The organism is Paenibacillus sp. WC2504 (assembly GCF_052682475.1).
This window is the reverse complement of the sequence record NZ_JBQZFH010000001.1, coordinates 5,708,828-5,720,848: the sequence shown is the minus strand read 5'-3', so window position 1 is coordinate 5,720,848 and position 12,021 is coordinate 5,708,828. Positions and strand designations below refer to the sequence as shown.

The 12,021-nt window shown below is 44.1% G+C and carries 11 protein-coding genes and 2 pseudogenes; 11 read left to right on the top strand and 2 right to left on the bottom strand.

From position 1 onward, the window contains the following. The first annotated feature begins 170 nt into the window (after window positions 1-170). From ACUN27_RS25645 to ACUN27_RS25610, 8 genes and pseudogenes are all read left to right on the top strand, one after another. Window positions 171-848, top strand: coding sequence for a response regulator transcription factor (locus tag ACUN27_RS25645; protein ID WP_315954611.1), 678 nt, complete (start codon window positions 171-173; stop codon window positions 846-848). Then, window positions 845-2,221, top strand: a complete 1,377-nt coding sequence (locus ACUN27_RS25640; RefSeq protein ID WP_315954610.1) for a sensor histidine kinase — start codon at window positions 845-847, stop codon at window positions 2,219-2,221. Before ACUN27_RS25645 ends, ACUN27_RS25640 begins: the two co-directional genes overlap by 4 nt. Window positions 2,222-2,331: 110 nt before the next feature. Continuing rightward, window positions 2,332-3,552 carry an MFS transporter gene (locus ACUN27_RS25635; RefSeq protein ID WP_315954609.1) on the top strand — a complete coding sequence of 407 codons (1,221 nt, stop codon included), beginning with the start codon at window positions 2,332-2,334 and terminating at the stop codon, window positions 3,550-3,552. Between the two features lie 113 nt (window positions 3,553-3,665). Then, window positions 3,666-3,788 (top strand): annotated as a pseudogene (locus ACUN27_RS25630) (LysE family translocator); the annotation flags it as partial. Window position 3,789: 1 nt separating this feature from the next. Beyond that, window positions 3,790-3,981 (top strand): annotated as a pseudogene (locus ACUN27_RS25625) (helix-turn-helix domain-containing protein); the annotation flags it as partial. 199 nt (window positions 3,982-4,180) lie between these two features. Continuing rightward, the gene (locus ACUN27_RS25620; protein WP_315954608.1) at window positions 4,181-5,530 is read left to right on the top strand and encodes an ABC transporter substrate-binding protein; all 1,350 of its coding nucleotides are present in this window, start codon (window positions 4,181-4,183) and stop codon (window positions 5,528-5,530) included. A gap of 102 nt (window positions 5,531-5,632) precedes the next feature. After that, window positions 5,633-6,514, top strand: a complete 882-nt coding sequence (locus ACUN27_RS25615) for a carbohydrate ABC transporter permease (protein WP_315954607.1) — start codon at window positions 5,633-5,635, stop codon at window positions 6,512-6,514. A gap of 14 nt (window positions 6,515-6,528) precedes the next feature. Continuing rightward, window positions 6,529-7,356, top strand: a complete 828-nt coding sequence (locus tag ACUN27_RS25610) for a carbohydrate ABC transporter permease (RefSeq protein ID WP_315954606.1) — start codon at window positions 6,529-6,531, stop codon at window positions 7,354-7,356. A gap of 50 nt (window positions 7,357-7,406) precedes the next feature. Here ACUN27_RS25610 and ACUN27_RS25605 read toward each other — a convergent pair whose 3' ends face one another. Then, window positions 7,407-8,246 (bottom strand): helix-turn-helix transcriptional regulator, encoded by an 840-nt coding sequence (locus ACUN27_RS25605; protein WP_326060977.1) that lies wholly within the window; start codon window positions 8,244-8,246, stop codon window positions 7,407-7,409. A gap of 36 nt (window positions 8,247-8,282) precedes the next feature. Continuing rightward, the gene (locus tag ACUN27_RS25600; protein WP_326060978.1) at window positions 8,283-9,041 is read right to left on the bottom strand and encodes a phytanoyl-CoA dioxygenase family protein; all 759 of its coding nucleotides are present in this window, start codon (window positions 9,039-9,041) and stop codon (window positions 8,283-8,285) included. A 290-nt stretch (window positions 9,042-9,331) separates the two neighbouring features. Between ACUN27_RS25600 and ACUN27_RS25595 the strand changes: the two genes are divergently transcribed. From ACUN27_RS25595 to ACUN27_RS25585, 3 genes are all read left to right on the top strand, one after another. Then, on the top strand, window positions 9,332-10,495 hold the full coding sequence (locus tag ACUN27_RS25595; protein WP_315954603.1) for a DUF4317 domain-containing protein: 1,164 nt from the start codon (window positions 9,332-9,334) through the stop codon (window positions 10,493-10,495). A 135-nt stretch (window positions 10,496-10,630) separates the two neighbouring features. Then, entirely contained in the window at window positions 10,631-11,143 is a 513-nt protein-coding gene (locus tag ACUN27_RS25590) for a GNAT family N-acetyltransferase (protein ID WP_418936902.1), read from the top strand. A gap of 62 nt (window positions 11,144-11,205) precedes the next feature. Further along, complete coding sequence (locus tag ACUN27_RS25585) at window positions 11,206-11,694, top strand: CotH kinase family protein (protein WP_315954601.1); 489 nt, start codon at window positions 11,206-11,208, stop codon at window positions 11,692-11,694. Window positions 11,695-12,021: the final 327 nt, after the last annotated feature.

Here is a 12,021-nt window from a genome sequence, read left to right as displayed (position 1 = left end):
CTGCTGGAGACAAATTCTTGAGAATATATTTCTTGAGATTTTTGTCTTTTTTTTGTTTTGGAAGTTTAGCCGGCTTGAGATTAAATGAAGTCGCCTCATCCGTGATACAATATGGAGTGGTTGGATTTTAATTAGTTGAGACTGAATTCAGGCTGTAGGAGGAAATAATCGTGAGGAACCTGCTCATTGCAGACGATGATGCGAATATTCGAGAACTGCTTCGATATGTGATGACGAAAGAAGGATTTGGGATTTACGAGGCTCAGGATGGCATGAAGGCTATCGAGCTGATGAAGCAAACACCTATTGATTTAGCGATTGTTGATGTCATGATGCCGAGAATGGATGGGTTCGAACTATGTGACTATATTCGACGAAATTACGATATCCCCATTATTATGCTTACTGCTCGGGATCAACTGCAAGACAAGGAAAAGGGGTATACCCAGGGGACAGACGATTATCTGACCAAACCATTCGAGCCGGAAGAGCTGGTATTCAGGGTTAAAGCCTTATTCCGACGATATCATCGAGCTTCAAGTGATATGATTCGTTTAAATCGAATTACGATAGATCGGAGAAATATTGAGGTTACGGACGGCCAGGCCGTATTTTTGCTGCCGATGAAGGAATTTGAATTGCTTTCTCAGCTTGCCGAGTATCCTGGCCGCTTATTCTCGCGCGATGAACTGATTCAACTTGTATGGGGAATGGATTACGAAGGTGATGATCGAACGGTTGATGTGCATATTAAGCGGCTTCGTGAACGATTTGCAGAATACATGGATGATTTCTCTATTAAGACGGTTCGCGGGATCGGTTACAAAATAGAGGTGGGCAAGCCATGAAGTCGCTATACTCTCGGGTCTTCCTGATTACATTAATGGTAATCATTGTAAGCAGTGTCATTGGTTTTCTCGGATCCAATATGTACTATCATGTCAAACTTAAACCCTACAACGACGAGAAATTAATTGGCATTGCAGAGCAGATGAAGCAGTATGCGGAGAAACAACCTGATGACATGCCCTTATATCTGCAAAACGCCGCGGCACTTGGGTATCAAATCTATTTGACAGATGGCCAAGGGACCAATCGCTACTATGGACGTGATTTCCGAGAACATGATATGGATGATCAGACGAAAAAATCGGTCCTTAGCGGCAACTTGTATCACGGTGTCGCTGAGTTCCCGAACAAGCCTTTTATCTCTGGTTTTTTCGATAATCGATTGAGCAATACAGTAGGTGTCCCTGTTCATGGAAGGGACAGGACCTATGCCCTCTTCATACGCCCGGATGTGCTCCTGCAATTTGGTGAATTGCGCATATTCTTCGCACAAATCATTTTGTTCACCATTGCCATTAGCATCGTGCTTTTTTTAATCAGTACAACCTATTTAGTGAAACCGATCACACGCTTGTCCGATGCGACGAAACGAATTGCTCAGGGAAGCTATAAGATAAAACTCCCCATCCATCGCCGCGATGAAATCGGGCAATTGGCTGAGCATTTTATGACCATGAGCCATGAATTGGAAAGAGTCGATCAAGCACGGCAACAATTTGTCGCCAACGTCTCACATGAGATTCAATCACCGCTAACGTCCATTCAAGGGTTTGCCTCCGTACTCGCAGATCGTGAACTTCCTCAGGATGAAAGAAAGCATTATGCATCCATTATCGAGAAAGAGAGCCGCCACTTATCTTTGTTAAGCAAGCAACTTCTTTTGCTATCGTCACTTGAACAAGGACAAGAATCCGTAAACAAGACATCCTTTTCGCTGCGAGGGCAGATTCGCCAAGCTGTTCAAGTCCTGCAATGGCAGATTGAAGAGAAGGAGCTGCTGTTAAAGCTTTCTATACCTGAAACGATCAACCTTTATGGCGATGAAGTGCTGCTTATGCAAGTTTGGATGAATTTGATTGGCAATGCCGTCAACCACATCCCGAAGGGAAGAAGCATCGATATACGAGCCGAACGGACGAACTCTTTTTGCAAAATACATATTCAGGATACTGGTGATGGGATTGCGACGGAGCATCTGCCGTTTTTGTTCGACCGCTTCTATCGGGTAGATCGTGCACGTGAGCGTGCATCCGGTGGGACAGGTCTTGGACTTTCCATTGTAAAGAAAATCGTTCAAGTTCATGAAGGCAGCTTGGAAGTAGCTAGTTCGTCGGAAGGAACCACCTTTACGGTAACGCTGCCTCAGATGTAATCTACACGAAGAGTCATTACAACATTTTATCATCTTAAAAAAACCTTCTATTAAGAATCACTTCATTTTAATGGTAAGATAGAGGCAAATGAAGAAAAGGGAGTGCTTTTTTGGCTGATAATTCCTGGAAAAGAAATCTTTTCGTGCTGTGGGTAGGGACTTTCCTCGTCAGTATGGCCTATACGGTATCCATACCGTTTATGTCTATATTTCTGCAAGATGATCTCGGTGTACAAAACCATCTGGAACTATGGACGGGTGTCGTATTCGCCATTACATTTTTGGCTGCTGCATTAATCGCTCCATTCTGGGGCTCCATGGCCGATAAGTATGGCCGGAAGCCTATGATGCTTCGCGCCGGGATTTGTTTGTCCATCGCGTATTTTTTATACTTCATCGTACAAAATCCTTACGAGCTTATCCTCGTAAGAATTATCGAAGGCTTGCTTGCGGGTTATATTCCCTCAGCCATAGCGCTCGTAGCAACGAATACGCCGGAGAAACATGTTGGTTATGCGCTTGGCATTATCTCTACCTCCGGAGCAGCCGCTTCCGTCATAGGACCGCTGGTGGGAGGGAGCGTAAGCTACTTGATCGGCACGCGTGAAACCTTTTTGCTGGCAGGTGTGATGGTGCTGATTGCCTTCGTGATTGCATGGGTTTGGGTGAAGGAGCCTTCTTTTGTTAAAACCGAAGCGAAGCGTTCCTCGGTGCTTAACGACCTGAAGGAAGCGCTTGCGAATCGGACGCTGGTATCCGCGCTGTTCATTGTCTTTATTACATCGACGTCAATTATGATTTTGGAACCGTTATTAACGATCTACGTGCTGAAGCTTGGCTCCAGTCAGTCCTCCGCATCGCTTCATGCGGGTATCATTTTCTCTGCGGTTGGAGTTGCCACATTGATTGCGGCTCCCCGCTGGGGCAAGCTCGGAAGCAAGCTAGGTTACGAGAAGGTATTGTTCATCGGGCTTATTGGCGGAGGCATCGGGAATTTTCTGCAAATCTTGTTCCACGATTTGATTGGATTCGGAACACTGCGGTTTGTGTACGGGCTCTTTTTTGCTGCCGTATTTCCAGCGCTTAATGCTTTTATCGCTACTCATACGGAACCGGGCTTCCGCAGCCGTGCGTTCAGCCTTAATCAATCAGCCAATCAAATGGGCCTGCTGCTGGGTCCGTTAATTGGGGGCTTTCTAGCAACCCAACTCTCGATTCCCGTCGTGTTCGCCATCAACGGCAGCTTGTTGTTGCTGGTTGCTGTTCTGCTGAAGCTGCCGAAGTTTTCTTTCCAACCTCGTGCATCCACAGCCAAGGAGATGTCGAAATAAGAGCATTACCACAGAGTTCCATAGCGCATGACGCTCAATATCTGCAATAATATACTATAGTGACCATAAGCTAAGATGTAATATATGAGAAAAGCCGGAAAGCGGAGGTTCTCATGAATACTACATCTTTTGTTATTTACTGTATAATTGCTACGTTTACGCCTGGACCTACGAATATCGTTATTTTATCCACCGTACATCAACATGGGGCGAAGAAGGCGATGAATTATACGTATACATATGGGCATATCCCCCTACCAATACTTCTTAAACGCCAAAATCGAACGGGCGAAATGTATAATCGAGAAAAATAAAGATATTTATTCAGCCGTAGCTGCCTGCGGATTTGTTGATCTAACTCATTTAAACAAACATTTCAAAAGTGTCTACGGGACAACAGCGTTTGAATATATCTCGCATCTGCATTGAGAGAAACATCCAATGAGGATGTTTACATCAGCCGGAACGAACGCAAGTTATTGCGCCCGTTCCGGCTGGTGGCGTTTATATCAATCTCGGACACAATTTAATGGATGTTCGTGCATTTCCAACTGTAAACGCATACATTATGATTTGAATTATAGACAGTCCTACTAAATTTTCAAAAATTGGAAAGGGTGTGTAGATGATGAGAAAAAAGTGGTCATCGACTGCTGCAGCAATTTCGTTAACAATCGCGTTAACTGCATGTACACCTAATGTCGGAGAGTCTACATCTGGCGATAATAAAAATGCAGCGCAAACAAATGCAGATGGAAAAAAGCTAACATTATGGGTGTTTGCAGAGCCTCATAAACGGTTTTTTGAGGCTGTGAAGGAAGATTTTAAGAAAAAACAGCCGGATGTTACGGTTGAGATTAATTTAATGGAAGGCACAGCGCTTGTCGACAAATACTCCGTTATTTCCAAATCGGGAGGAGAGGGCGCACCTGATCTTATCGACATTGAACAAGGACAGTTTCCTAAATTTATTCGCGGTGATATCCCTTTCATGCCGTTGAATGACTATTTGAAAAAAGACAATCTAACCGAAGTGATGTCTAAAGGTCGGCAAGCGTTGTATACCATTAACGACAAGCAGTACGGGATCGAACATGCCGCAACGGCTTCTGCTCTTTATTATCGTAAAGATTTGTTTGATAAAGCAGGAATCAATGTAGCAGAGCTCAAAACGTGGGACCAATTTACGGAGCAAGCTAAAAAATTAGTCAGTGATAAACATTTTATTTTTCCCGGAAACTCCACTACGAAAACTGGAGGGGACCAAACCTATTTCGAATTATTTATTAAGCAAGAGGGCGGAGATATTGTAACGAAAGACGGCCAACCCGGATTTAATACCCCGGAAGGCCAAACAGCTTTGAAGCGGATGTACGCATGGAAAAAAGACGGTATCATGGATAAAAACTATTATGACGGCCCGGCATATTGGGATCAATTCAAGAAAGGGAATTACATAGCAGCTTTCGGTCCCGATTGGTGGGTTAATTTGCTTGCGGATAACGCACCGGAATTAGAGGGGAAATGGGCGGCTGTTCCCATGCCTTTAGGCGGCCCGAAATCAGTTCCGACTACCGTATGGGGCGGAACAGGCTTGATGATTTCAAAGTTTTCCAAGAATAAAGAATTAGCCTGGGAATTTATGAGGCTTGCGCAGTTAACACCGGAAAACTCCGTCAAACGTTTCCAAATTGTGAACCTGTTCCCTGCGCTTCTGACTTCCGTCAAGGAGAAGGGCTTGCATGAGCAAAGCAAATATACGAAGTATTTCGGCGGACAGGATCTGGGAGATCTGTACGGCAAGCTTGTAGCTGTAGCTCCAAACCAAAACCAGGCTTGGTGGCGGACCTTATTCACCGATGCTTGGGATAAGTATAGATTTGAATTGGAAGGTGGCAAATTGACTCCTGAGCAGTTTCTTCAAAAGGTTGATGATGAATTAAAGCAGTCGATTAAGAAAAATGAAGCTGCCAGTTAGATGGCGGGCAGTTTTAATGACAAGGGAGATGAGGGGCAACCTGCACCTCCTTTCTTCTTGTTACATAAGGTTTGGACATTGGGTTCATAGGAGGTTTGAACGTTGCCTATCAAACAGTCAAAGTGGTTTAAACTTGCACCATATTTGTTCATTAGTCCTTTTTTTATTCACTTTGCCGTGTTTAGCCTATATCCGACTCTGTACGGGTTCTGGCTCAGCTTATACCAAGGTGTCAGCAAATTGACCTTCGCAGGTTTCAAAAATTACTCGCTTGTTATGAATGACGATGTTTTTTGGAAATCGATGTGGAACGGGTTGAAAGCGACAGGGGGCAGTGTCTTTATCATCTTGCCCATTGCGCTCATGGTGGCTTTGCTAATTAACCAGCCTTTCATAGAAAAGAAGAAGGGGTGGTTTGCGACCTTCTTTTTTACACCTAATATTACATCGGCTGTTGCGGTAGCCATCATTTTCGGATTCATCTTTAACAGATCATTCGGTATTTTAAATACAGTGCTTGCTTTTGTCGGTATCGATCCGATCGGTTGGTTGGAGAATCCAAGGTGGACGCTTCCCTCATTAATCCTATTATTGACATGGAGATATTTAGGCATTAACATCCTTTATTTTCTGGCAGGACTTCAAAACATCCCTAAGGAGCTTACCGAAGCGGCCAAAATAGATGGGGCAAACGCGGTCCAAAGGTTGTGGTCTGTGACTTTACCGTTGCTGAGACCTATCATGACTTTTATCGTCTTTCAGGCAATTATCGGCTCATTTACCATGTTTGCCGAGCCGTTTGTGCTTGCCGGCCCCGGTCAGTCAGGACCTGAGCAATCACTGTTATTCCCGACGATGTACATCTACCAGCAAGCTTTCCGGTTACAAAACTTCGGGTATTCATCCGCTGTGGGTTATGTGTTTACTGTCATCCTACTGATCGTAGGTATTATTCAAATCCGGATGTTCCAGGAGAAGAAGTAAAGGGGGAATGCACAATGACAGCAAACCGAATTCATCAGATAGCTGTATATACAGCTTTAGTTTTGTTGAGCTTATTATTCAGTCTCCCTTTTCTTTATATGGTAGGAGTATCATTTAAAACTTACGATGACATCGTTGCATCTCCATTGAATCCGATTCCGCTGCATCCAACGCTGGACAACTTTATCTTGCTGTTCGAGAAGATACCGTTTTGGACACAATTTTTCAATGGAGTTTTTATTGCAGTAGCGGTATCTGTGCTCTCTATGATTGGTAATGCCTTGGTTGCTTATGGCTTCTCAAGGTATGATTTTAAAGGGAAAAATGTGCTGTTTACTATTGTAATTGCAACCATTCTGATTCCATCGCAGATGACGCTCGTTCCGAGTTTCATTATGTTCAAACAGTGGGGATGGTTGGATACGTTCTTTCCCTTAATATTTCCGGGAGCCATATCGGCCATTAACATATTCCTGATACGCCAAATAATGACGGCCATACCCAAAGAACTTTATGAAAGTGCACGGGTGGATGGTTGTACGGAATGGCGGACATTTTTGAGCATCGCAGTTCCTTTGTCCATGAGCAGTATCGGAATTGTGGGCCTTCTCAACTTTATGAACTCGTGGAATGACTATTTAAGCCCGTTGATCTTTTTAACCTCGGAGCACAAAATGACGTTATCCGTAGGCATTTCGACGATGAATAATCCCTATAAAGAGGACTATGCTACGCCGATTACTGGCGCGTTTCTGATGGCGGTTCCGGTTTTAATTCTTCTAAGTATAGTGGGGAGGAAGTATTTTATCAGCGGAGTTGCGTCAGGAGCTGTAAAAGGATAATGAATAAAGCCCGGTACTACGCTTGAAAAGCGTGGCCGGGCTCCTCTCAATTACACGTTCGCTCCAGAGCGATAGGGCTTGTTGTAGTGTTCCTTACGAATTTCACTAGGTGTTAGACCAGTATGGCGTTTGATGGTGCGTGCAAAATGGTACGAGGTTTTAAAACCTGACTGTTCGGCAACTTCACCAATATTCAAGCCTGTACTGCGCAGCAATTCCAACCCCTTTTTTACCCGGTACTGCCATAAGTATTGTATCGGTGTAACCCCTTCATCACGCTGGAACAGCCGAATCATATGCTCGGGCGTTTTTCCGGTAATTTGCGATAAATCCTTAAGGTTGAGTTCTTCCCCAAATCTTTCGTGGATGGTTTCCACTGCAAGGACAACGGCGGGATGTTTCAGGTGATTCAGTCCCAAATGCAAATACTCCGTCGCATACAACCACAGAGCAGAACGGCCTAAGGCTTTTACCACTTCCTCCTCCGTAGAGCACCCATCGTTTTGCAAAGATATCAGCATATTCGTTAATTGATTCAGTCGCGCCGTCAGAGGGATGTAAAGCGGTAGCAACTCGAAATAAGCGGCAGCATCCGGCAAAAGCGGTTCGACAGCCACAGCAATCCAGCGGTGCCACGTGTCACGTTTCTCATTAAAATGAAACATCTCCTCATGCCCTGGTTTGAGCAGCGCAATGCTCTCAGGAGGGACAGAGAAGGGGACGCCGTCAATTTCTACGGTCATGGAGCCGCTATGAACCAGGACAAGCTGCAGGTCCATCTGCGTACGGGGACCGTATTTCCCACCGGGGCCATAGACCACGGTACCTGCGTAGGTATTCGTCACAACAAAAGAAGGTGGAATGACTTCCACCTTGGATGCTATGTCCATTCGATTATTCCATCCTTTCGGACAGCTTTTCTTTCATTATACAAGAGAGATTTTCTTTTTTAAATCTTCTCTCTCAATCGTTGAGTCATGGCGGATGTAGTGGCATACATAGGAGCGGCGCCAGCGGTTGGAACGGTTTCGAGTAGAAGAGTGTATAAGGTTGCTGTCAAAAATCAAGATATCCCCTTTATCCAAAATAACGGGAATCTCCTTGCTTAAATCGATGCCTTCCACCTCATGGGTCCAGGCTTCGTGTTCCTGTAAATTTTTCACATCGCCGTGGGGCAGAACTCCGAGTTTCTGAGAGCCGGGGATGACGTACAGGCAGCCGTTTTCTTCATTGGTATATTCCATGGCAACCCATGCGGCGGTCAACGTATTCGGATCATTCTTAATGTAGTAATAGTCTTGATGCGCAGCTTGCCCTGGAGAGCCGGGTTCTTTGTAAAAGTACATGCTTTGGACGCCAGTAGCTTCATCCCCCAGAACTTGGGCCAATGCGCCGCGTACAACCGGCAATTTCATCATCTGCAACGAAAAGCCATCATGCAGGTGAGGATTGAACAGCCGGAGGGAAAAGCGGTCCTTGTCATCCACGACGGCTCCGCCTTTTCTTGGTTTTGCCCATTCAGGCATAGCTTCGGAAGAACGGATAGCATGAATATGCGAATTAAAAGCATCGATTAGATCGTCGCTGCAGCCATTTTTAATAATAATAAATCCGTCTTCATGATACTGCTTGATTTGTTCCGGTGTTAGTGGATTTACTCTCTCGGATTGAATTTGAATAGTCATAAAAAAGCCTCCTTTGTTTGTATAAGACTGATGTGCAATTCCTTTATATTTATAATAGTAGATGATTTAAAGGGGGAATAAAATGCACATGATTTAGATATTTTGTGTCTCTAATTGATATAGTCTCCAAAACCTTTTTGAGGTAAATTTTTAAAATGGTTGAGAAAATTATCATTATGAATTAACATACAGGAAGTGTTCATCTAAGTGATAGGGAAACACAAGTTCGCTTTATATGGAGCGGAGTTGTCTAGGGAAGTAATGGTGGAAGCGGAGTTGACTGACGGATCATGATGAAAAAAGAAATCGCGCATATTCGCAAGTTATTTAAATTGGATCACGAGATGCTAAATATTTACGACATTTTTAACGTGTATATTATGAAGGAAACCAACGAGATCTACCACTACGAGCGCCAGCCGTTCGCCTTATTGGACAGAGAGAAGCAGGAGCTCTATATGGCCAATTTCAAAAAACTGCTGACCGGCGAATTAGATCAGAAGATGTTCGAATTGAAATTTCAGGAAGAAGCGGAACAGCCTACAAAGGTGCTTCTTCATCAAGGTTTGGTGACCGGTGATCCGCAAGAATGGCAGGATCTAATGCTTTTGCTGGTGGATAAAATGTTGGTGGATACTGTATACGAACAGGATACGGTGATTACTTTTGTCCGCGGACAATATTCCCGTCCGACCAAGGCGAGGAACGATGAAGCCGAGCAGAGCGAAAAGGACGAAATGTTCGCGAATTTGTTCATTCTGTGCAGCATAAATTCCACGGAGCAGCAGCGGAAAACGCTCATGTTTGATTATGTCGAGAGGGAATTCAAGTATAATGTCTTCGTGGATCCGATTATTAAATTGAACACGCCGGAGCAAGGGTTTTTCTACCCTAGCGTGACGGACAACTATTCCGATGTAAATCGCATTCTGTATTGCTCGGGGAGAGCACATGAACCGAATGTACCCTTCATCGAGCAAGTCCTGAATGCCGAGAAGACCGTGACGGCGATGGAAGAGAGAGCTATTTTCGAAGATATCGTGAAGGAAGTGGCAGGCGAACAAATGGATGCCGCTACGATTGCCCAGGTGTACGAGGAAATTCATCGGGTCATCGAGTCCAACGAGGAAGAGGAGCCTCCGAAGCTGGATTATCAAGATGTGGAACGTATGCTGATGGTAAGCGGCGTGGAGGACGTGACGAAGGAAAAGGTGGAACGGGCGTTTCAAAATGTCGTTGACGACAAAAACTATGAAATTAAAGCAAGCAGCGTCCTTCCGAAGTTCACGTCGAAATCCATTAAGATTGATACAAAAGTAGCCACGATTTCGGTCAGTCCGCAAGATTTAAAGTATGTGAGACAGGTGAATTATCAAGGAAAACGATGTATCTTGATCGAAGTTGACGAAGACGTCATTATTGAAGGTTTTACGCTCAGTACGGAATCATTGTAAAATTGGAATAACAAAAGTGGGGCCACGCGCGTTTGCGGGCTCTTTTTTTGTAATGAACGGGCATTTTTTATTTTCAACATGTGAATGTTATCATAGCAAGTGTGAAATGCAGTCTATATAAGGGAGAATCTGATGATGCAAGACAGCCAATTTGACCAAATCTACGCGATTATGAAAGCTTCATTTCCTATAATTGAACGCAGAACTTATGAAGGAGCCAAGGAACTGCTATCTGATCCTAATTATCGTCTTATTACTGAAGTCGAGGGCAACAAGATCGTTGCTTTTTTAGCCGTATGGGAATTTCCTATGTTTCGGTTTGTGGAGCACATTGCTGTTGATCCTGACGTACGGGGAAGCGGATTGGGCGGAAAATTAATGACGGCATATATGGGAGAATCGTCAAAGCCCATTTTATTGGAAGTGGAGCCCCCAACCACGGATATAGCGGAGCGGAGAGTAAACTTTTATACGCGGCTCGGTTTTCATCTTATTGATTTCGACTACATACAGCCACCTCTCCAGATTGGGCAGCCTGATTTACCGCTCAAGATGATGAGTTACCCTCATACGCTTACGGAAGCGGCGTTTTCTGATTGTAAAGATACCTTATATACAAAAGTGTATAAAGTTAATAAAACATATTGAACAAGCTTACGGACAGGTTCTCTCTCCATTTAAGTTTCACTGAAACAAGCCAGCTATGTGATATGGAGGAGCGTCCGATCCTTGGTAAGCTGCTCGAAGTACCTGAGTACAAGGAGAAGTATCATGCTTACTTGCAAGAAATCGTAGATGGTTACTTTGCTGACGGCAAATTTGAACAAACGGTTGCGAATTTTGATCAATTGATTTCAAGCCATGTGCAAAATGATCCAATTGCTTTCAACACCTTTGACGAGTACAAAGCTGCTGTTACTAAGTTAACGAAGCTGGGAACGCTTAGCACGGAAAGCATTCAAGGGCAGCTTTACGGAGAGATTCCTTCAACGACCGAGGGACAAAAAGCTGACGCCAGCGCACTGATCGATGCCTCTACGGTAGATCTGTCCAAGATGGGCAAAGGAGGTCCCAGCGTCAAAGACGGCTTCGGAGGAGGGCAAGTCCGATTTCCGAACGGGATGGATGGCGGTAACCAACCTGCGACAGAGAAAGGAAGTGAAACGGCCTTACAGGCAACTACGGCACCAGCTAACTAATGTGAGAAGTCCGTGAAAAAAAGTCCTCAAACCGCTCGTATTGAGCTGGTTTGGGGCTTTTTTTATTTTTTTAGAGAAAATTAATTGGCAATCTGAGATACTTTTTATTTTGGCGATGTTCGTTAGGAGAACATTATATGAAGAAGCTTTGCAGATCATTCTAAAACACGTTAAAGTGATGCAATTTCATTATTGGACCTATGACTTTAGTAGTGTATAAATAGGATGATTTATCTAATGTCCTAATAGACCATTTTTCGTTTATTCGACAAAAACTATTATGATTTTAATACTTTTCTAAACATTTTATGAGAAAATACCGATATA

What these genes read in the sequence shown, in the direction of transcription:
- ACUN27_RS25640 (WP_315954610.1), top strand. Translation starts at nt 845, where the DNA reads ATGAAGTCGCTATACTCTCGGGTCTTCCTGATTACATTAATGGTAATC.
- ACUN27_RS25620 (WP_315954608.1), top strand. Translation starts at nt 4,181, where the DNA reads ATGAGAAAAAAGTGGTCATCGACTGCTGCAGCAATTTCGTTAACAATC.
- ACUN27_RS25610 (WP_315954606.1), top strand. Translation starts at nt 6,529, where the DNA reads ATGACAGCAAACCGAATTCATCAGATAGCTGTATATACAGCTTTAGTT.
- ACUN27_RS25605 (WP_326060977.1), bottom strand. Translation starts at nt 8,246, where the DNA reads ATGGACATAGCATCCAAGGTGGAAGTCATTCCACCTTCTTTTGTTGTG.
- ACUN27_RS25600 (WP_326060978.1), bottom strand. Translation starts at nt 9,041, where the DNA reads ATGACTATTCAAATTCAATCCGAGAGAGTAAATCCACTAACACCGGAA.
- ACUN27_RS25595 (WP_315954603.1), top strand. Translation starts at nt 9,332, where the DNA reads ATGATGAAAAAAGAAATCGCGCATATTCGCAAGTTATTTAAATTGGAT.
- ACUN27_RS25590 (WP_418936902.1), top strand. Translation starts at nt 10,631, where the DNA reads ATGCAAGACAGCCAATTTGACCAAATCTACGCGATTATGAAAGCTTCA.
- ACUN27_RS25585 (WP_315954601.1), top strand. Translation starts at nt 11,206, where the DNA reads ATGGAGGAGCGTCCGATCCTTGGTAAGCTGCTCGAAGTACCTGAGTAC.